Source organism: Prevotella sp. oral taxon 376, assembly GCF_003043945.1.
Taxonomy (GTDB): Bacteria; Bacteroidota; Bacteroidia; order Bacteroidales; family Bacteroidaceae; genus Prevotella.
Map to the genome: position 1 here is coordinate 818,283 of NZ_PYXG01000001.1, position 21,836 is coordinate 840,118.

At 45.9% G+C, this 21,836-nt stretch carries 16 protein-coding genes; 3 read left to right on the top strand and 13 right to left on the bottom strand.

Translation table 11 applies throughout. The features are described 5' to 3' along the window. Positions 1-210: 210 nt before the first annotated feature. Positions 211-1,260 (bottom strand): glycosyltransferase family 9 protein, encoded by a 1,050-nt coding sequence (locus C7120_RS03560; protein WP_107620381.1) that lies wholly within the window; start codon positions 1,258-1,260, stop codon positions 211-213. A gap of 9 nt (positions 1,261-1,269) precedes the next feature. Beyond that, complete coding sequence (locus C7120_RS03565; RefSeq protein WP_107620382.1) at positions 1,270-1,875, bottom strand: DUF4254 domain-containing protein; 606 nt, start codon at positions 1,873-1,875, stop codon at positions 1,270-1,272. A gap of 293 nt (positions 1,876-2,168) precedes the next feature. On the opposite strand from C7120_RS03565, the gene C7120_RS03570 reads away from it, so the two are divergent. The 3 genes from C7120_RS03570 to rnc are packed head-to-tail and all read left to right on the top strand — an operon-like array spanning position 2,169 to position 4,728. Further along, positions 2,169-2,405 (top strand): acyl carrier protein, encoded by a 237-nt coding sequence (locus C7120_RS03570; protein WP_092109717.1) that lies wholly within the window; start codon positions 2,169-2,171, stop codon positions 2,403-2,405. After that, the gene (gene fabF / locus C7120_RS03575) at positions 2,406-3,668 is read left to right on the top strand and encodes a beta-ketoacyl-ACP synthase II (RefSeq protein WP_107620383.1); all 1,263 of its coding nucleotides are present in this window, start codon (positions 2,406-2,408) and stop codon (positions 3,666-3,668) included. Then, the gene (rnc, locus tag C7120_RS03580; protein ID WP_107620384.1) at positions 3,658-4,728 is read left to right on the top strand and encodes a ribonuclease III; all 1,071 of its coding nucleotides are present in this window, start codon (positions 3,658-3,660) and stop codon (positions 4,726-4,728) included. Before fabF ends, rnc begins: the two co-directional genes overlap by 11 nt. A 145-nt stretch (positions 4,729-4,873) precedes the next feature. Here rnc and C7120_RS14325 read toward each other — a convergent pair whose 3' ends face one another. The 11 genes from C7120_RS14325 to C7120_RS03635 all read right to left on the bottom strand — a co-directional run bounded on the left by C7120_RS14325 (position 4,874) and on the right by C7120_RS03635 (position 21,701). Beyond that, positions 4,874-4,981, bottom strand: coding sequence for a family 20 glycosylhydrolase (locus C7120_RS14325; protein ID WP_107620385.1), 108 nt, complete (start codon positions 4,979-4,981; stop codon positions 4,874-4,876). Positions 4,982-5,094: 113 nt separating this feature from the next. Continuing rightward, positions 5,095-7,638 carry a glycoside hydrolase family 3 C-terminal domain-containing protein gene (locus C7120_RS03590; RefSeq protein ID WP_107620386.1) on the bottom strand — a complete coding sequence of 848 codons (2,544 nt, stop codon included), beginning with the start codon at positions 7,636-7,638 and terminating at the stop codon, positions 5,095-5,097. A 13-nt stretch (positions 7,639-7,651) separates the two neighbouring features. Further along, positions 7,652-9,805: an alpha-N-acetylglucosaminidase gene (locus C7120_RS03595; RefSeq protein ID WP_107620387.1), complete on the bottom strand. Its 2,154-nt coding sequence runs from the start codon at positions 9,803-9,805 to the stop codon at positions 7,652-7,654. A gap of 12 nt (positions 9,806-9,817) precedes the next feature. Beyond that, positions 9,818-10,729, bottom strand: coding sequence for an endonuclease/exonuclease/phosphatase family protein (locus tag C7120_RS03600; protein WP_107621371.1), 912 nt, complete (start codon positions 10,727-10,729; stop codon positions 9,818-9,820). A 180-nt stretch (positions 10,730-10,909) separates the two neighbouring features. Beyond that, positions 10,910-12,685 carry a RagB/SusD family nutrient uptake outer membrane protein gene (locus C7120_RS03605; RefSeq protein WP_107620388.1) on the bottom strand — a complete coding sequence of 592 codons (1,776 nt, stop codon included), beginning with the start codon at positions 12,683-12,685 and terminating at the stop codon, positions 10,910-10,912. A 17-nt stretch (positions 12,686-12,702) separates the two neighbouring features. Next, positions 12,703-16,164: a TonB-dependent receptor gene (locus tag C7120_RS03610; protein WP_233247012.1), complete on the bottom strand. Its 3,462-nt coding sequence runs from the start codon at positions 16,162-16,164 to the stop codon at positions 12,703-12,705. 237 nt (positions 16,165-16,401) lie between these two features. After that, the gene (locus C7120_RS03615; protein ID WP_107620390.1) at positions 16,402-17,415 is read right to left on the bottom strand and encodes a FecR family protein; all 1,014 of its coding nucleotides are present in this window, start codon (positions 17,413-17,415) and stop codon (positions 16,402-16,404) included. Between the two features lie 65 nt (positions 17,416-17,480). Next, a complete protein-coding gene (locus C7120_RS03620; protein ID WP_107621372.1) occupies positions 17,481-18,074 on the bottom strand; it encodes an RNA polymerase sigma-70 factor in 594 nt (197 codons plus the stop codon). A gap of 514 nt (positions 18,075-18,588) precedes the next feature. Continuing rightward, a complete protein-coding gene (locus C7120_RS03625) occupies positions 18,589-19,968 on the bottom strand; it encodes a TrpB-like pyridoxal phosphate-dependent enzyme (RefSeq protein WP_107620391.1) in 1,380 nt (459 codons plus the stop codon). Positions 19,969-20,028: 60 nt separating this feature from the next. Next, positions 20,029-21,306 (bottom strand): O-acetylhomoserine aminocarboxypropyltransferase/cysteine synthase family protein, encoded by a 1,278-nt coding sequence (locus tag C7120_RS03630; protein ID WP_107620392.1) that lies wholly within the window; start codon positions 21,304-21,306, stop codon positions 20,029-20,031. Further along, entirely contained in the window at positions 21,303-21,701 is a 399-nt protein-coding gene (locus tag C7120_RS03635; protein WP_107620393.1) for a DUF488 domain-containing protein, read from the bottom strand. The genes C7120_RS03630 and C7120_RS03635 overlap by 4 nt, the downstream gene beginning before the upstream one ends. Positions 21,702-21,836: the final 135 nt, after the last annotated feature.

Sequence of the window (21,836 nt, forward strand, 5' to 3'; positions counted from 1 at the left end):
ACATATTGTGGATATATAAGCAGTTTTCAACCGTGTTTTTCAGAGTTATCAACATAGTTTTTCACAGGTCGATGCCGTCATCCTATATGTTACAAACGGTGTGTAATGTGATTACAAGTTGCGTGTAATGCCATTACACGCTGCTTGTAATTTGTCAGTTTATCTCTTTTCTATGAATCCGGAATAAAAGACTTGGAAGTAGGAAACCATTTATTGGTTTAAGACAGATATCACTCTGTCGCAGATTTGCTTGGGGGGAATATCATTCATGCAGGCATAGTCTCCTCGCATACATGGCTTATTTCCATAGATGGAGCAGGGACGGCATTCCATATCTACCTGCACCGCGTTTTCACTTTTCTGATTCCAACCCATGAATCCGGCATAAGGATGAGTGGCTCCCCAGATGCTAATGACGGGTGTATTCACCAAAGAAGCCAGGTGCATATTGGCGCTGTCCATGGAAATCATGGCATCGAGATGGCTCATCAGCCGTAATTCATTTTCCAATCCCCCAAGCATGGCAGATGCATTCATACATTGCTCATACTTTTCTGCCAATGAGTCGAGTATTTGTTTTTCCTCCTTTCCGCCTCCGAAGAGGAAGATTTTGCAGTTAGGCTGTTTCTTGATGATTAGCTGAATGGCCTCTTCCATCCGGCTGATGGGATATATCTTCCCCTTATGTGCGGCGAACGGGGCGATTCCTAACCACTTGTAACCCTCTTTCTTGCAACCTGTGATATTGTATAAATCGTCTATTTGCGCATATCCTTGCGGATAGATGGATATAAAGTCGGGCTCTACCGGATAGCCGAGTTTCTCTATTACATCGATATAATTTTGGAATGAGGTGGGTTGCTGAACGCATACCTTATTATATTTACGCGCGAGGAGATGCTTTCCACGACGATGCTTATTGATATGGGTAACCTTGTAACCTCCTAAGACAAATCTCAATCGCAGGTATTTCGTTCGCAATACATCATGGCAGTCGGCGACAGCGGTAAAACGCTTGGATACCAGTCGGCGGTAGAGCACATTGAGTCCGTGCAAACCCTTATATTCTTTCTTTAGGTCAGCTTCCATGAATCCTACATTTGGAGCCAGGTTTTCGAAGAAGCAGCGGGCAAACGGACGGCTCAGCACGGTGATGTGCATATCAGGATATTGCCGTGCCAGCGATGCAACCACGGGAACAGTCATGGCCACATCACCCATTGCCGAGAACCGGATGATGAGTAAATGCTCTGTCTTCACCTGAAGTTTTTACTTTTTTCCGTAAAGAATTGGATTTGTAGACGGGTCGTTATACATCTTCATTTGGCGGTAAACCTTCATGTATTTGCGACCCGCCTCAATATCTTCCAACAGCTGGTCGATGGCCGTACTCAAGTCTACTTGCTGTTCCAAGAGTACATTGAGCTTGTTCTGACATTTCTCACGATGCTCTTCAGATGCGTCTTTGCGCTCAACCTGTTCATTCATGTGATAGATTTTAAGGGCAAGTATGCTCAGGCGGTCAATGGCCCATGCGGGACTCTCTGTATTGATTCGAGCGTCTGGAAGAATACTTACCTCGCTGTATTTTTGGCGGAAGAAAGAGTCAATCTGCTCCACAAGGTCGGTGCGGTCTTGGTTAGAGCGGTCAATTCGGCGTTTTAAAGCCAGTGCTTCCACGGGGTCGATATGCGGATCTCGTATGAGATCCTCGAGATGCCACTGTACAGTGTCAATCCAGCATTTTAGGTAAAGCCGATTATCAATGGAGTCCCGATCGTAAGGATTGCTAATGGGTGTGTCCACATCGTTTTTGATGTGATAATCACGAATTACCTGATTGAAAATCTGATTGCATTGTTCTGTGAAAGTCATAATGTATGATTTGTTTTTAAAATGTTTTCAGAGCAAAGATAATTTAAATAATAGAAAAAGCAAAATAAAACTCAACGATTTTTCAATTTGTCTTCAAATAATGGGCAAAAAGGCTATATTTTTAGTTTAATCAGAACTTTAAAAAATGCACAGTTGCAGTGGTTTGTGCAACCAAAAACGCTTTTTTTATTAAAAAATTTGTGCATTTGGTAATTTTTTCGTTCCTTTGCATCCAGATTTTTAATTTGATTCCAATTTAGAAACTATTTATAAACATTTTAAAAGTTACAATTATGTCAGAAATTGAAAGCAAAGTAAAGGCTATTATCGTAGACAAACTTGGTGTTGATGAGGCTGAAGTTAAGCCAGAAGCAAGCTTCACAAACGATCTTGGCGCAGACTCTCTGGATACCGTAGAGCTCATTATGGAGTTTGAAAAGGAATTCGGCATTTCTATCCCAGACGATAAGGCTGAGACCATCCAGACTGTTGGAGACGCTATCAACTATATTGCGGAGAACGCTAAATAAATGGAGTTGAAGAGAGTAGTTGTAACAGGGCTTGGCGCCGTAACGCCATTAGGAAATTCACCGGAGGAAACATGGGAGTCCATGTTGGCTGGTAAGAGCGGCGCTGCTCCTATTACACAATTCGACGCTTCCAAGTTCAAGACACAATTTGCCTGCGAGGTCAAGGATCTTAATGTAAACGATTGGATCGATCGCAAAGAGGCTCGCAAGCTCGATCGTTACACCCAGTTGGCCATGATCAGTGCCATTCAGGGTGTGAAAGATAGTGGTATTGATTTGGAGTCGGAAGACAAGAACCGCATTGGAGTAATCTATGGTGTAGGTATTGGCGGCATTCGTACATTCGAGGATGAGGTAACCTATTATGGGCAGCATATCGATGACGGACCTAAGTTCAGTCCGTTCTTCATTCCCAAAATGATTGCTGACATTGCCTCCGGACATATCTCAATCTATTTCGGATTCCGCGGACCTAACTTTACCACGACCAGTGCCTGCGCATCTTCAAGCAATGCACTCGCCGATGCTTTCAATCTGTTGAGGTTGGGCAAGGCGAATATCATCGTTGCAGGTGGTGCCGAGAGTGCGATCTGTGCTTGCGGCGTAGGTGGTTTCAATGCAATGAAGGCTCTGTCTACCCGTAATGATGATCCCGAGCATGCTTCTCGTCCATTCAGTGCAAGTCGCGACGGCTTTATCATGGCTGAAGGAGCAGGTTGTCTCATTCTCGAGGAACTTGAGCATGCCAAGGCTCGCGGAGCTAAGATCTATGCGGAGATGGTAGGCGAGGGCGAGAGTGCCGACGCATATCATATCACGGCATCTCATCCGGAAGGCCTGGGAGCCAAGCTCGTTATGGAGGCTGCGCTTGAGGATGCAGGCTTGAAGCCAGAGGATATCGACTATATCAATGTGCACGGCACTTCCACTCATGTGGGTGATATCAGCGAGGCCAAGGCTATTAAGGATGTATTCGGTGATGCAGCTTATAAACTGAATATCAGTTCTACAAAGTCAATGACTGGTCATCTTCTCGGTGCGGCTGGTGCCATTGAGGCCATGGCTTGCGTATTGAGCGTAAAGAACGACATCATTCCTCCAACCATCAATCACGAGGAAGGCGATGACGACCCAGAGATTGACTATAACTTGAACTTCACATTCAATAAGGCACAAAAGCGCGAAGTTCGTGCCGCCCTCAGCAATACCTTTGGTTTTGGTGGGCACAACGCATGCGTAGTATTTAAGAAATATGCTGAGTAATATGATTGACAGAATAAGGCTCCCTTTCCGCAAGGATAAGGAGCTTTATTTGTCTTTGTACCCCATTATTGGTTTCTATCCGCACGACATCAGCTACTATAAACTGGCGCTGATGCATAAGAGTGTCATGCATCGTAACAAGAAGGGAAAACCCGTAAACAACGAGCGGCTTGAATTTCTTGGAGATGCCATTCTCGACGCTGCTGTAGGAGACATTGTTTATCATCATTTCCCCGGTAAGAGGGAGGGATTCCTCACTAATACCCGCTCAAAGCTCGTACAGCGTGATACGCTCAATAAGCTTGCACAGGAGTTGGGTCTCAACCAACTCATCCTTTCAAGCGGACGCAATTCCTCTCATAACAGCTATATGGGAGGAAATGCTTTAGAGGCATTGGTAGGAGCCATTTATCTTGACCGTGGATATAATGCATGCATGCGGTTTCTTAAAAACCGTATCCTGGCACAAATGATCAATATTGACAAGGTGGCTTATAAGGAAGTAAACTTCAAGAGCAAACTTATTGAATGGAGCCAGAAGAATCGTGTGAAACTGGAATTCCGCATGCTTGATCAAAAATCTGATAAAGGTGGGTCGCCGGTGTTTAATTTCCAAGTGGTTCTCGAAGGTGTAGAGGGTTGTTCTTCAAGTGGATACAGCAAGAAGGAGGCACAGCAGCAAGCCTGTAAGCTTACGCTTGAGAAACTGAAGAAAAAGCCCCAATACATTGATGCGGTCTTTGCTGCTAAGGCCGACCGTACCAAGATGGAGGAGGAGCCTGTAGAGCAGGTGCCTGATACGGAACTTAAAAATGACTTCATTATTGCACAGAGTGAAAAGAAACCAGTTGTGAAAAAGCATGAAACGCTATTTCATGAGAATGTGTTCGATGAGCATCAGAGTGCCATAAGTGAGTGCCATGAAGACATTATAAGTAATGAAGCCGCCCTCAAAGAGGATGATAATGAGTTCGACCTTAGTGATATCAGTGCCAAGGCACAAAGTCGTGAGGAAATCATCGCTGCCGCTGAAGCTGCTGCCTTCACCGAAGCGCAATGAGGATATTTTTTTTGAATGAGATTAAGGCAGTCTTGATAAGAGACTGCCTTTTGCGTTATCAGGAATAGATGCTTAAGGGAAAAGTGGATGCGGTTGCTGTCTGATGGTTTGCAAACAGCTGCGGGACAGGATGCGGGAGGCAGGATTATCGGGTCAGATGCCAATGAAAGACATTCAGCTTATAGAAGGAAAACAGGTCAAGCTCCTTTTTCAATTGCGCTATAGGTTTAAAGTTTCTTCCCGTGTTGTGCATAAGCCTCGGATAGGGTATAGCCGATATAGTAAACAACAGCCATAAGCATGGTTATATCCGACATTTATTCATTTCGCTTTTCATATTTTTCTTCATATCAACTGGTTGTTTAACTATAAACGAATACTCCCCTTTAATTTTATGTTTTCTGATGAAGAACCTACTAGTATATCAAAATTACCCGGTTCCAAAACCCATTTGTGCAAGGACGCGTCATAATACTCGAAAGCTTCTTTGCTCAAGTGCATCTCGATGGATTTCGTTTCACCGGATTTTAGATATACCTTTTCAAAATCCTTCAATTCTTTATAGGGTCTTTCTACTTTACTTTTAGTGTCATGTACATACAGTTCCACTACTTCGGCACCATCCCTCTGGCCTGTATTGGTAATGTCCATGGTTACCTTTACACATCCGTTTTTCTTATCAATAACTTGAACTTTCAAGTTGGAATAGTCGAAATTAGTGTATGAAAGACCATGCCCAAATGGGAATAAAGGCTTTATCCCCTGATGCTCATAACCCCTATAGCCGACAAATATTCCTTCACGATAGTAAACTTTCCGCTCCTTTCGTGTTTCATCATAATTGCCATAGGCAGGAGAGTCTTTCCATTCCTTCTCTATGGTAAATGGCAGTTTGGCCGAGGGATTTACCTTGCCAGACAAAATGTCGCCGAATGCAGTTCCGCCTTCCTGCCCGGGATAGAGCAAATGAATAACCGCCGCCACATGGCCTATCCAGGGCGTCATTCTAAGACTTCCACCACCATGAAGGGCGACGATTATGTTGGGGTTGACTTTAGCCAGGGAATTAATCAATTCATCCTGCCCATAGGGAAGCTCAAATTGACGATCTGTTCCTTCGAATTCCAGGCTGGCATCGAGGCCGCCACAAAATATGACATAGTCGGCCTTGGAAGCTATCCTGAGTGCTTCGGAGGTGTCTACTGAGGAAGCATAGTCCCATGCGAAACGAATCTCTGCAGGATTGGAATTCTGGTTCCAGTATTCCAGTCTGACAGATATTCTCTCATTTCTTTTAGAAGCAACCCTTACATATTTGTTGGCAAACGACTGCGAGTTCCTCTCGTCGATGACAATCCTGCCGTCGACGGTCAGTCGGTAGCCGCCTTGAGCATCCACGAAGAATATAATGGAATCGTCTTTTTCCGGAGCGATACACCCATCCCACTGTATCTTGTAATTCTTTCCCAAGGCCTTGACCTCGTTAGAGCCCTCTGCCCAATTGAAGTCAATGGCAGCATCCACTCTTTGAATGCTTGGCTTAAGCACCTTTTCAGGACTCTGTTCGTCCAGCATGTAGTAAGATCCCGTAAGTCCACGACGACCTTCTTGTGTCTGGAAAGAAGAGTGTTTGAACAAATTACGCTTATAGGCATTTGAGATACCTTCGTGATATAGGATTCTTGTATTCGGGAAAGCACGGCGAATACCTTCCATGTCATTGACTACATACCAGGGGTTTACCTTAGAGCTTCCCCCTCCGCCATAAGATACTCCTTTTACATCGTATACATTATCATCGGCAATATTCGGATTGGCGTTAGGGCCGATGACGGCAATTGTATTTGGTGAAGCCAAAGGAAGTATATTTCGGTCGTTTTTGAGGAGAATGATTCCCTCGCACGCTTCTTGGTAAGCAGCTTTGTTTGCCTCTTCGTTAAATGTGGGAATCGATGTGTCCTTTATGGTCTTTCGGTCGAAGATACCCAGCTCAAAGCAGGGTCGGAAGATATGAGTTACCATAGAGTCAATCAGGCTTTCTTTTATTTTCCCGGCTTTTATGAGTGGCAGGAGTTTTCCCTTGTTTAAGTAATCAAATGTCCCTAGCTCCATGTCCAATCCCGCTTCGACGGATTCGTATGCAGCATGAGTAGCTCCCCAGTCTGAAATAATCGTTCCTTTGAAGCCCCAGGAATCTCTAAGAATGTCTTTCATCAGATATCTGTTTTGGGCACAATAAATGCCATTCACAAGGTTATATCCCATCATAACAGCCTTTACATCCGCTCTTTGAACAGCTGCCTTAAAGGGAGGGAAATAGATTTCATGCAAAGTCCGTTCATCTACTTCACTGCTCACTTTATACCGATCAAACTCCTGATCATTAGCAGCGAAATGCTTGACGGTTGCGATGACTCCCCCCTGTTGTATGCCTTTAATAAGCGGTACTGCCATTTCTGAGGCAAGATAAGGGTCTTCTCCCATGTACTCAAAATTCCTGGAGTCTTTTGACGATCGGTAGATGTTCACTCCCGGGCCATAGAACACATTGATGCCTCTGGCGCGCCATTCCTTTGCATACAGATTCCCGATATGACGAGCCAGGTTGCGATTCCATGAGGCGGCCAGGGCTAATTGGCATGGAAATGCCGTAGCTCGGCCTTTAAGTCCCCATGACGCAACTCCGGAAGGGCCGTCGGCAGTCTCAATGCGGGGGATTCCCAGTCGTTCGCATCCCCTATAGAAGAAATCACTTTCGAGCATATAAATTTTCTCTTCCAGTGTCATCTGTTTAAGCAAGTCATAGACACGATCCTTAGGACATAAAGTGGCATTATATACCTGGGCTTTCGTGGATATGGGCATAATCGCCAGAAACAAGAAGGGGAGGATTCTCTTTAATCTCTTCATACTGATATCTAAATTATTTAGTTAAAGTTGTAGCGATTACATCATCTACCATATCTATATAGTTACCACTCGCTTCCGTAGGGTAAGCGTCGGTCTCCAAAGCCCATTTCCGTTCCATGGCGAAAAAGTCTACATTCTCTACTTTATCAGACGACAATCTTGACTGAAGGTTCTCGAAGAAAGCTTTCCAGCGTGGAGCATAATAATCTTTCAGAAGCCCCGCCCATTCTTTATTTGCATAGTCATGAACACGGGTAGTACTGTCGTTGGGTCCCCAATAGGTTATCTGCATTCGTGCATTGAGAAGAGATTGCTTTTTGTCAGTATCTGTGTTGCCATATGATGCAGCTTGCTTGAGCCAATTTCCTAAGAGAAAATGACAGTCTGTCTGTAGAAGACGGTCTTGTAGAAGGATAAGGTTAATGAATCTTCTTGATTGAACGGACAATTCTTTTTTATTTTTATCGTTGTAGGCGTCTATTACCTTCCTATAAGCTATGCGACCATAGTTTGCCATGACTTGTCTGGTCAAGTCTACGAGGTCGTATTTATAGGTTTCTGATTCTAGAAAACCATTCGCGGCCTTCCTGAAAAGCAACAGGGCCCGCTCCAGCATCTTAGGGTCGTATTGCATTCTTTTAGGTCCCCATGTCGAAACGCTCGTAACATGAAGGCTTGGTCGAGCACAATAAATGGATTCAAAGGTGCCTTCTCCTTTTATCTTGAATTCTCCGAAGACGGAACTATATAATAATTTCCATGCCTCGTATAAGTCTTTATTCCACTTGCCATACCGATAGAGTATGTAGTTGTGGATAAGCATGTCCAGATTTGGGGTATCTTTATACCATGCTGTTTTTAAAGCAAGGTCATACACGACCGGGTTAGTGAGGATGCCTTCCGGAAGGATTCCTATTCCCTGAAGTAGATGCCCGACGGATTTTTTATAAGCCCGGTGAGGCTCGTTTATTAAAACGGGCAGCTGTCCCCCCATATCAGTTTTGCCTCCGAAATGATTCACGCTGCCCCAAATCCATGGAGTCTTACCGAACTCATCTGAGTTTTCCCAAGACATGGAAATCTCTCCTGACAGGTTGATGAGGAGTACATGCCTCTTGTCAAGTCTGGAGAGAAGAGAGGGTTTAGGATTGTTGTTCCATCCTTGAAGAACCCATTTGGCCTGTGGGAAGAACTCCAGCATCTTCTGCTGGATAAGCTGGGCGGTCTTTGCCAGATCCACACCTTCGGAATTTCCTCCCTCATGAAATAAGTCTCCACCAAAGAACTGGAAATTCTCTCCGTAGAATTTCTTCATGCATCCGTAGTATTCTTTAGCTACCTTATCGAAGATTTCATTTCCAGGAAGTAGTATATGAGGGCGTTGGAATGCACCCCAGAGTCCTTGCGAGACAACTTGTGCAGATGGATATTTGTCCCTGAAGAACGATGGAACGATGCCGGGGAATCCTTGTAAGACAGGTTTAATGCCCAGTTCCTTCATTCTCTGGAGGATTTTCAGTTGCAGTTGGTATCGGTCTTCTATCATTTCTTGGCTCATCGGGCCGCCCCATCCTTCTAGGTTTCCCATCAGCCACCATGCCGTATAGGCGGGTCCTGGGATGAAATTGGCCACCTCTTCTTTGCTAAAGCCTAGCTTCAGTAAGGTTTCTTGCCACACAATCTCTGTGCCAACGGGTGCCAACATGAGGTTGATTCCGTTGAGCGACATCCAGTCTAGTTCTTTTTCGAAGTCTTCCCAGTTATAAAACGGGTAGCTATAGCTATAGGTGCAATAGTTCAGAGCATACCTATATTTGAATGGTGTGGAGACTTTAATGGGCTTCCGGAGCCTTGTAATTTTCTTCAAGGCTCTGATGTTATTGCCACAATGTGAGAGACTCATGTGGCAATAGCGGTTTAGGTAGTAGGTTACGGCCTCTGATGCTGCCGATGGCGAGTTGGCTTGAACTACGACCTTGTCTCCTTTGGTGGAGAGAATAAAGGTTTCGTTGCTTTCGCCTTTTAGCGTTTGGAAAACGATGTGCTCCTTCAGAGCGGGCAACCTTCTGGCCACGAGTTCTTTTATTCCGTTGAGGTCTTGGGCAATACAGCCATAAGGCAGCCCTATCATAGCTACCAAAATCAAGGTTTTAAGCAACTGAGTCATGTCGTCGGAGTTTTATTTTATCTTCATGTCTACATAAACGGGGTAATGATCAGAGATGGTGGAGATGTTCTTTGCCTCTCCGTCTATGAAGAGTCTCTTTACTACATGGGTTTCTGATACGGCCACCTTGTCCTTATGCGCGGTGCTGAGGAGGATGTAGTCGATGGTTGTTCCCGGCTGTTCGGGCAAGCTTCCTTCCGTGGCGCTGATGATGGTGAATGCTTGGGCAAGCTGTGGGAATGCTGATTGCGTGGCCTGCCATGCGGGCGAATCGTTCAGATCTCCGGCGAGGAAGACGGGTACGGTACTTCCGTTCATCTTGTTTTTGATGATTTCTGCGGCATCTTTGCGTTTCTGGTTGTTTAGGTCTAGGTGCGTGGCGAAGAAGGAGAATTTGGGGAAGGTTACCTTAATCAGTTTCCTGCTTTCGTCGCCTGGGAGTTCTACAAACTTCACTTTTACCGTGTTCATGTTTCTTTTCGTCATCACGCCGCATCCAATCGTGCCTCCGTCATATTTGGCTGCTCCCTCGAAGAATATATCGTAGTCTAGTCCGGTAGCGTTCTTTATTTCTTGCAACAGGTATCTATTGCCCCTTCCGATGCAGTTGCTATCCAGTTCTTGAATGGCGATGACATCGGGATTCAGAGACTTTATGACGCTTGCGAAAGCCTTGATGTGTTCATCTGAGAAGGATGGGGTGCCAGTGTTGCTCTTGCAATAGAATGCATTATAGGTCATCAGCCGGATGTCTCCAGCGGCCTTGGTGTACTTATACTCGTTTACTGCGATTGGTGGAGTCCCTCCTCCGTTGCCGTTTCCGGAGCCTCCTCCGCTTCCTCGGTTGTCCTCTTGGCCGCATGTGGTCAGGGTTACCATTGATAGTCCAGCTATGAGGAGCAGGTGGGTAAGTCTATGTTTCATGTTGTTGGATGTTTTAACTTGACGATGCGTCAGCGGTGTCCCCAGAGTCAGCATATAGCTGTTGATGTTGTTACAAACGGCTTGTAACATCGTTACACAGCGTCTGTAATGCTGTTACTCGCCGTTTGTAATATCTCGGGAGGCCGCTTAACGCATCGTCATAGATGAGTTATGAAGTTCTTACCAGTTAGGATTCTGTGTCAAGACACCGCCGTAAAGGGTGATCTGATCTTGTGGAATGGGGTAGAGATAATCTCTGTTCTCGTTCCAGCTTCTTGCCTTAGTCCTAATATCATGTACGATGACGTTGCCTCCTGCGGCTCCATTCTCTAGCGAAAGGTTGTCGTTCAGTTTCAAGAAGACATTAACTCCCGCCAACTCAGGATAGGTGGCAGCATTCGGCGCGGTGTTTCCAGAATAGATGCAGACATCCTTGGAGTCGTTCACGCCATTGCCGTTCAAGTCTAATACGACAAAGTTCTTAACTGGATCTAGCGCCGGAACATACATTCCCTTGAACTGCTTCTCGAAGGTCTTGCCCTCTTTCCATCTCATTAAGTCGTCATAGCGGAAACCTTCATCGAACAATTCGATGGTGCGCTCACGGCGTATCTCGAGGATAACACCCTTGTTTGTGCCGTTCACATTGGGGTATCCGGTCTCCGAACTCATGAGATATGGGTCTGGATTTGCATTTGCCTGTGCCATGTTAAGCGCTGGCATGCCTACACGGGCGCGGATTTTCGTGATCGATTTATCCAAGTCGTTTTGCGTCAAAGTTCCCAATTCGGCCTTAGCCTCTGCAAAGTTGAGGTATACTTCGGCGGTGCGGAATAGGGAGATGTCATTGTCTGATTTATGCCATCCATCTGCATCCTTTCCTTCTAGACCCTTGATGATCTGGTAGCCAGTGGTTGTTGAGGAGAAGTCTGGGGACAGCACTTCAGATGAGCCGATTCTCTTATATCCGGGAGTAACGATTGTTTGGGCGAGTCGTGGGTCTCGGTTCTGCATCTCATCATAGTATCCCAAAGTCTTGTAATTCGGGTTATCCGTGAAGCGAGAACCGTCGTTCATGAGATAACTGTCAACAATCTTCTTATTCATGCCAGGTTTTGTTCCTGCAGTAAGGAAGTATTGGTTCCTGTTATGTATGATGTTGAGGCTTATCTTATGGTTAAGGGCTAGGATTACCTCGCTGTCAATGGCTGATTCCGATGCGAAGAGGTTCAGATAGGGTTCGCTGCCCGTTGCATAGATGCTATATGGAGCAGTGTCTATAAAGGTCTGACTTGCATCTACAGCCTGTTGCAGATAGGTTTCATAACCGGCTATCCCGTGGTATTTCCGATACACTCCCTCAAACAGGAAAATTCTCGACTTGAGAGCCAAAGCCGTCCATTTATTAACCTTGTAGACGCTCTTTGTCGCTGGAAGGTTCTGGATAGCATCGTCTATATCAGCAAGGATGTTTGCCATTAGGGTGTTCCTGTCTGTGCGGGCCTTATACAATAGTCCGTCGGTTGAAGAAAGGGGATGGTCGAACCATGGCACTTCGCCGAAGCGCTTGACCTTGTTGAAGTAGAAATAGGCTCTAAAGAAGTGGGCCAACGCATCGTATTCCTTTCGTGCACTTTCGTCTTTGCACTGTGCGGAATATGTTAGGTATGTATTAATCTCGGACAGAGCGGTCCAAGACCATCCCCCGCCACTCGTGGGAACGGTGCGTATACCTAGGACCTCATCGGTTAGCGAGGTAGGGATAATGATATCCGATGTTTCTCCGTAGAGCTCTTCGGCCTTGGGAAATAGGGAATAGAACTTATTGGTAGCAGTTGCTAATTCCTCTCTGGATCCATAGAAGTTCTCTGGCGCAATAGCGTCTAAAGGAAACCTGTCGAGGTCGCAGGAAGATAGCAATAATATGGGTAGAGCTATATAAATTAACTTTTTCATAATCTATCTTAATCTAATTAAAATGTAACATCGAGTCCAAATGCAAAGGTTTTAGAGTAAGGATACACATTACCGCTTCCTCTTTTTCCAGAGACTTGCTCAGGATCAAGATAGTTGCTATCTAGCTTAGAAGTGGTAAGTAGATTCTCTCCACTAAAATAGATGCGAGCCTTTTCAATCTTCACCTTGTTGGTTAAGAAGCGAGGCAGCGTGTAGCCTATGGTAAGATTCTTAAGGCGGCAATAGGCAAGATTCTGCAAATAGCGGTCGTTAACCTTCGTCAAGACTCCGCCATTTCTAGCAATCTCGCCCGCTGCCCGTGGGAAATACGAATTTGGATTGTCTGTAGACCACACCTTGTTTCCAAAGTCTGCTGGAATAAATGATGTGTAGACTCTAGAGAAGGGACCCCAGAATGCAAAGTTCTCAGTGCTCGGATAGAAGTTTTGCTTGCCAATTCCTTGTAGGAAAATAGAGAAGTCGAATCCATTCCAAGCTGCATTTGCAGAGAGGCCATAGTGGTATCTTGGCAGGCTATTGCCTATTTTTACCAAGTCTCCATGGTCGTCTAATGTTCCTTTTCCATTATTAATTTTCTTATTTCCATCGATATCAGCGAAAATCAGATCACCTGCTGCATTCGTAAAACGAGAACTGATGAAGCTCTGGTCAACGCCGCGATTGGTAACTTCTTGATTGCTTTGATAGATTCCCTCAATGTGGTATCCCCAGATTTCGCCCCATTCCATGCCTTCATAATTGCTTCCAAGAACCTTGGTTTCATTGCCGGCGAATTTTATAAGCTTAGATTTACTGTCGGCCAAAGAGACAGAGACGCCATAGTTGAATGGTTTTCCTTTCAGCATAAACCGGTCGTTCCATGTCAAGGCTATTTCATATCCTCTGGTTCTAAGTTGTCCATTGTTCTCCAGGGGTGCAGCATAGCCGTATACATTTGGCAATGTGAGAGATGCTGCGAGCATATCTTTTGTATTGCGCTGGTATAAGTCAAGGGTAGCGATAAGTTTATTATTGAAGAAACCAAAGTCCAATCCGATGTTTTTGGTTACAACGGTTTCCCATGTGAGGCTTCCTGAAACAGGTGCATTCAGCTGTGCGTAATAGAAATAATTATTATCCATGATATAATTAATCAGGTTAGACTGCTTAATGTCTGCTGTACGAATATATGGATAATAAGGGTTAGAATAACCATCGGTAACCTGATTTCCTAATGAACCGACGGACATTCTTAACTTCAAGTTGCTTATCACAGGCTTGATGGGGTCAAAGAATTTCTCGTCGCTAACTCTCCATCCCAATGCAAGAGACGGGAAGAATCCCCAGCGATTGCTAGAGGGGAAGCGAGAGGTGCCATCGTAACGCATATTGACTTCGGCCAGATATTTGCCTAAGTAATCATAGCTGATACGTCCAAAGTAGCCTAGCAGGGCAAACTCATGCTGTCCTCCTTTCACGCCTCGGTTTCCTGTTCCTAAAGCTAAATCATTTAGAGACATGGTTGGCAGGTCTTTCACATTTCCTTCTACATTCTTGTATAGTTCAGTTTCGTGATTTATACCAGCCACAATATTTAGGTTGTGAGCGTCCAGGAAGGTTTTCTGATAGTTGGCATATAGGTCATATACCCAATATTCATCGGTCGTCCTTATTTCTTTTAATCTATTTTGGAAGAAAATAGTAGTAGCTTTCTGGAAGACATTAGGCTTTTCTGAGTAAGTCATATTAGCCTGACGCGTCATCTTTTCTTTAATATAATAACGGTAGCTAACATTTCCTATAATATCTAGACCGTCCATTATATGAAGACTAGCGTTAACGGAATATGTTGTTTGAGTCTTCTTATACTGTCCCAAACCATTTCCTTCGCGCAGCATGGCTATAAATCCATTAGTGGGGGCATGAGATGATGGCGCATAAGTATATACGTTGCTGCCGTCTGGATTGTAAGGCAATACATAAGGCATGGCGTGCTGCCATAGGTTATCGAAGTTACCTCCGTCCTCATAATCATAGCCAGGGCAGGTATAGTCTGACTTAAACAGCATGGCCGAAGCACCTAATTTAAACCAAGGCTTTACCTGAGTCGTGATCTTCGCTGTAAAGTTTCCTTTCTTATATTTATCAGGATTTACGGCAAAAATACCTGTTCTCTGGTTATAGTTTGTGCTTACAACATAGTTGAGCTTCTCTGTTCCGCCGATGATGCTGAGGTTATGATCCCAGGTTGGTTGCTTCAAATCGTAGATATAATTGTACCAGTCGAAGTTGCCATAGTAACGGTATTTGCCATCGCTCCCAGTGGTAACCCAAGGGCGACTAGGGTCTTCCACAGCATCGTTCCTGCGCGCTTTTAGTTCTGCATAGTCTGCTTGAGAGAAGTTGGTATAGCTACTGTTGTTCATTGCCATATTGAAAGAATCCACCAGTCGTGCTGCTTCGTAGCCATTCGTGATAAAGTCGGTGTTTGTGGTAGAGGCTGACCAACTGAAGCGGCCATTATAATTAATGTGTGTTTCGCCGTCTTTATTGTTCTTTGTAGTTACCAGAATCACTCCAAATCCGGCACGAGCACCATAGATGGCAGCGGAAGCCGCGTCCTTCAGAACGGAGATAGACTCGATGTCGTTGGGGTTAACGAGGTCGATATTACCTTCTACGCCGTCGATCAACACTAGTGGTGCGCCACTATTAACGATAGAGGTTGCACCGCGGATGTTTAATTTCGTGGATTCACCTGGTGTGCCTGATGCGAAGGTGATGTTCAAGTTAGGAACCTGTCCTTGCAGCATCTGTCCGACACTACTTACTGGTCGGTCTTTTATTTCATTAGCTGTTACCATACTCACGGCACCGATTAGGTTAGCCTTTCTCTTGGTTCCATAGCCAATCACGACGACTTCATCCAGAGCTTCCGTGTCTTCGATTAAGTTCACGGAAACTTGCTTGCCGGGCGACTTGACGACTTGCGTCTGAAAGCCCACATAAGATATTTCAAGGTCGGACCTGTCGGGCACATCCATGGAGAAGTTTCCGTCAAGATCCGTTACCGTTCCGAGGGTTGTGCCTCTAACCTTTACGGATGCTCCGATGATGGGTTCTCCGTTTTTGTCGGTGATTTTCCCGACCACGGTATGCTCTTTACCATTAGAAGCGGAAGGGCTTTTCGAGGCTTTATGAGATACTATGATATTCTTTCCTTGTATTCTGTAGTCCACATTTTGCCCTGCCAGAATTTGTTCTATAGCCTTTTCCAAGCTGGTCGCGTTAACGGTTACTTCCCTGGATGTATTAAGATCGGCGGCTTCATAGACAAAAGAGTATCCCGTCTTTTGATACAATTCCGTCATGGCTTTCTTAACCGAAACATTCTTCAGGTTCAGATGAAGGCTTTGGCCTAATGACACCATGCCATAGCTAAAGACGACAGCCAATAGAATGATTTTCTTTAGATTCATGTTAAAACTGTAATTAATGTTATTAATTTAAGATTAAGTTGTGCCTATCAAAGAAAAACATTAATTTTGTAGAAATTCTCAATAGACAATACTGTACACGGTTGTTTAGGGAGATTACTACGGCAGAAAGAACTTCTACTTCTTTCTGCTTTTTTCATCTCCGGATCAGGTTACTGCTCTTATCAGTTTCATATCTGCGGTTTTAAGATTAACATAATGATAGAGTTATTAATAGATTTAGTAGAGGATTACATTTTTCCCGTTTATCTTGTAATGGAGTTTCCCTGTTCCTTTCAGGGCCTCAAGGATATCGGTGAGTGATTGTTCCTGCCGGATAAAGTCGCCATAGAAATGGTATTGTTCCAGTGTCTTCGAAGAAACCGTAACCTTTACGCCGTAGAATCTTTCCAGTTTCTTGGCAATGGTATAGATGGATTCCCCGTCCAGAATCAAGAATCCTTGTGTCCACATGCGCGATTTCCTGGCATCGTATTCGTCAAGTTCAAATTTTCCGGTCTTTTTGTTGAGCACTGCTCGTTGCCCGGGAATCAAGGTTTTGGACTCGTGGTTGCCTGCCATCAGGCTCTTCAGGAATACGAAGCCTTCCGATAAGACAACCTCAGCTTCGGAATCGTCCGGGTAGTCGCGGAAGTTGAACTTAGTTCCCAATACATTTACCTGCAGGATTCCCGATTTGACCGAGAAGGGGAGGTTCTTGTTCTTGGTAACTTCAAAGAACCCCTCGCCCTCCAAGGATACTTGCCTGTCTGTCAGGCCGAACCCTTGTGAGTAAGTGAGCTTTGAGCCGGAGTTGAGCCAGACGGATGTCCCGTCGGGCAATATGGCTTTTGTCCTTGACCCGAGGGCGGGTTCGATTACGATTTCGGCAAACTCCTCGCTTAGCTGCCTTTGTCCATGTTGGTATGCAAAGAATGAAACCAGGCCGACAGCTGCGATCATTGCCGCATAGCGGAGCAGACGGTGAATCCTGTTGGAGAACTTCTCCTGCTTGTCGGCCCGCGCTTCAGCTATGTGGCTAAGGAAAGATTCAAATGCTTTGGAGGCGTCATATTTCGCAAGTTCCCCTTTGTTTATGGAAGAAAACCAGATTTCTTCCTGGGCTTGGACATAGTTTCTGTTCTTGTCAGAAATCGCAATCCAGTTACGAAGTTCTTCTTGTCCTTCGTGGTCCAACTCGCCGCAAAGCGACAGAATGATCAGGTCGTCGATGTGGTTAATAGTCTCTTTCATATAAGATTTCTTCCCGTAAGACGAAAAAAAAACTCCTTGGGGTAGTCGCAGGAGCTTGTTTTTTCTTAGTTTTGAATAAATGTGAAGAATAATATCACTAGGTATTTTTGCAGATTGGAGCGCAGAAGTGCTAGTGCATGCTTGATATGATACTTCACGGTATTGATGGAAATGCCTAGCTCGGAGGCAATCTCTTCGTTCTTCTTGCCTTCGAATCGGCTGAGCCAGAACACCTTGCGACATTCATTCGGGAGCCGGTTGATGGCATTCATGATCTGTTCTTCTAGCTCTTTCTCTAGCAGTTTGCCTAGAGGATAGTCGTCGTGGCTGATATATTGAACAAAGGGTAATTGGGAAATTCCCACTTCTCCGGTAACCTTTTCTTTCTGCGACAACTGCGATTTCAGGTAGTCAAGGCATCTGTTCCTAATGCTTTTGACAAGATAGCTTCGCAGCGAGGTCGTAATTTGGAGGTTGGAGCGAATCTCCCAAAGGTGGAATATGACATCGTTGACGATCGTTTCTGCAAGGAAATCGTCTTTTACATATTGGTTGGCAATGTGGCAGAGGACGGCATAATGCTTTTCATACAGCATCCTGTATGCCTTTTCGTTGCCCTCCATGAGTTGCTGAATGATTAATTCCTCTGTCCGTTCCACAACCAATGACTATTTGGATTTTATACTGAGTAGGTTTTTAATGGTTTTCTGCAATCGTTTGCCTTGAAGAAGGCGTTGGCTCTTGTTCTCTGGCACTCTTGTCTTTTTTTAACCATATATATTACAAAGATATTAAAAAATAGTGCTCTCTCCATTCCTTTTAAAGGATTTTAACACGCAGACGCTTTGAATATCAGTTGGATTCCTGTACTTTTATGCTGAATGATCATCTTCCTGCAGGAACATTCTTACATGCGAATGGAGGAAGAGTAAGAATTGGATAGAGTGGCAAATTCTGTGGTCTGACCATAGCGTCGACCTCTTTCTAGGAAGCTTTGAGCTAGAGGAGCGAGAAGTGGAGTGGGCCTAATAAAAAGGCAGCAGCCATCTTTCGTCGCATTACACGCCGTTTGTAATCACATTACACACCGTGTGTAATGCCGTTACACGCCGTTTGTAACAAGACTGGATGATGACTGCCGCCTTTCTGTTGGCAGTAGCAGGCTTTCCTGTTTTATAGGTTTCCGATCTTTGGGAGCTTCTTTAGTGCGTCAGCAATGGCCTCGTCGCTAGGCGTAATGTCGGCCATTGTGCCTTCGTTGTACTGTTCGTAGGCTTTCAGATCGAAGTATCCGGTACCGGTGAGGTTGAAGACGATGGTCTTCTCTTCTCCACTAAGCTTGCACTTCAGAGCCTCGTCGATGGCTACGCGAATTGCGTGGCTCGATTCAGGAGCGGGCAGGATGCCCTCGGTGCGGGCAAATTGCTGAGCCGCTTCAAAGACCGGTGTCTGTTCTACGGTGCAGGCTTCGAAGAGTCCGTCGTGATAGAGTTGTGCGAGGACTGGGCTGATTCCATGGAAGCGGAGTCCTCCGGCATGGTTGGCCGAGGGGATGAACTGGCTTCCCAGGGTGTACATCTTGGCGAGGGGGCAGATCATGCCTGTGTCGCAGAAATCGTAGGCAAACTTACCACGAGTGAAACTCGGACATGATGCAGGCTCCACGCCGATGATGCGATAGTCAGCCTCTCCGCGGAGCATTTCACCAAGGAATGGGGCTGCGAAGCCTCCGAGGTTAGAGCCTCCACCTGCACAGCCGATGAGGATATCGGGCTTTATGTCGTATTTCTTCAGCGCTGCTTGTGTCTCTAGACCAATGATGCTCTGGTGGAGCACCACTTGGTTGAGTACTGAGCCGAGCACATAGCGGTAGCCGGGAGTCTTCAAGGCCGTTTCCACAGCCTCTGAGATGGCACAGCCGAGCGACCCGCTGGTTCCTGGGTGATCGGCAAGAATCTTGCGCCCCACCTCTGTGCTTAGGCTTGGAGACGGCGTTACGGTGGCTCCGTAGGTGCGCATCACCTCGCGGCGAAAGGGTTTCTGCTCATACGACACCTTCACCATGAACACCTTGCAGTCGAGTCCGAAGTAGGCGCAGGCCATACTTAGGGCGGTGCCCCACTGTCCGGCACCCGTCTCGGTGGTTACTCCCTTCAATCCTTGAGCCTTTGCGTAGTAGGCCTGAGCAATGGAGGAGTTGAGCTTATGGGAACCACTGGTGTTGTTTCCCTCAAACTTATAGTATATTTTTGCTGGCGTACCGAGAGCTCTTTCGAGGAAATAAGCTCTGACCAGAGGCGACGGACGATACATTTTATAGAACTCCTGTACCGGCTCTGGAATGTCAAACCAAGCGGTGTCGTTGTCCAATTCCTGACGGTTGAGCTCTTCGCAGAAGATGGGGTTCATGTCTTCCGCGGTAAGAGGATGGCCGTCGGATGGACTGATGAGTGGTGCCGGCTTGGTCTTCATGTCGGCTCTTACATTATACCATTGCGTCGGAATCTCATCCTCGTGCAGGTAAATCTTGTAGGGAATTTTCTTTTCCATGATTCTTGCTTCTATATTCTTTTATGGTTAAGGTATGTCGGTCGCGCGGTTTGCGTGGCTTGCTTATATCTTTTTCAGGGCTTGTTCGAGGTCCTCGATGATGTCGTCTACGTTCTCAATACCTATCGACAGGCGTATGAGATCGGCTGCGATGCCTGCCTCGCGGAGTTGTTCTTCGCTCAATTGCCGATGGGTATGGCTGGCTGGATGCAGCACGCAGGTGCGGGCATCGGCCACATGAGTGGCGATAGAGATGAACTCCAGGCCGTCCATGAAGCGGTTGGCTTCTTCTCGAGTGCCCTTCAGACCAAAGGCGATGACGCCGCACGAGCCGTCAGGCAGGTATTTCTGTCCAAGCAGGTAGTATTTGTTGGAGGGTAGTCCGCAGTAGTTCACCCATTCCACCTTGGGGTTTTTCTCAAGCCATTCGGCCACTTTCTGGGCGTTCGCACAATGTTGCCTCATGCGCAGGGCGAGCGTTTCAAGGCCTAGGTTGAGGATATAGGCGTTCATCGGAGCTGACATGCTGCCGAGGTCGCGCATCAGTTGGCTCACAAGCTTAGTGCTGTAGGCCAACTTCCCGAACGCCTTGGTATAGGTGAGTCCGTGGTAGCTAGCATCGGGAGTGGTGAGTCCTGGGAACTTTTCTGCATGGGTATCCCAATCAAAATTGCCGGAATCTACAATCACGCCACCTACCTGCGCGGAGTGTCCATCCATATATTTTGTGGTGGAATGGGTAACGATGTCGCATCCCCATTCAAATGGGCGACAGTTGATAGGAGTAGCAAAGGTGTTGTCAACAATTAGCGGAACGCCGTGCTTATGGGCCATCTTGGCAAACCGTTCGATGTCGAGGACTTGGCAACCGGGGTTTGAAATCGTCTCACCAAAGAAGCATTTTGTGTTGGGGCGGAAGGCTGCTTCTATTTGATCGTCGTCCCATTCTGGGTCTATGAACGTGCATTCGATGCCCAACTTCTTCATGGTTACACCGAAGAGGTTGAAGGTTCCGCCATAGATATTGTTGGAAGTGATGAAGTGGTCGCCGGCTTCGCAGATGTTGAATACGGCATAGAAATTGGCAGCCTGTCCGCTCGAAGTAAGCAATCCACCGATTCCGCCTTCAAGGGCGGCGATCTTTTTAGCTACGTTATCACAGGAGGGATTGGCCAAGCGGGTGTAGAAGTAGCCGCTATCTTGTAAGTCGAAGAGGCGTGCCATTTGCTCGCTGGTATCGTATTTGAACGTGGTGCTTTGGATGATGGGCATCTGCTGTGGCTCTCCCTTTTGCGGCTTATAACCTCCGTGGATGCATAGAGTCTCGAGATTCTTTTTCATTTATTTTCCTGTTTGTTGATACGTTCTTGATGACAAAGGTGTTCTAGAATCCATCGTTGTAGTATGACGGCATGGTTGCAGACAGGGCTCTTGGCACCAAAGACGAGGGTTACGTTGCCCTCTTTCAGCAACTCGCCTATATGTTGGGCAAAGAGCGGGGCTGCGGGATTGGCATCCAGCTCCCTTGTATAGCCTTCGGAAAATCTACTGAAGTTTTCTTCCTTGTGCCCAAACCATTTTCGGAGATCCGATGTTGGGGCGATTTCTCTGTGCCATTCGTCTACTGCAGCCTTGTCTTTGCTGAGACCTCGCGGCCAAAGCCGGTCTATGAGGATGCGATATCCATCGGTATTCCCAGCGGCAGAGTAAGCTCGTTTGATAAGTAATTGATTCATCTAAAATACATGCGTCTACCTGTCGAATTCATGCAAAAGTACATAGATTAATTGAAATGGGCAATTTTTGGGGAGGGAATATGTGTCTCAGATCTTGTCCTTTCCTGTTTTTATTTATTTATGAGGAGACTTCCC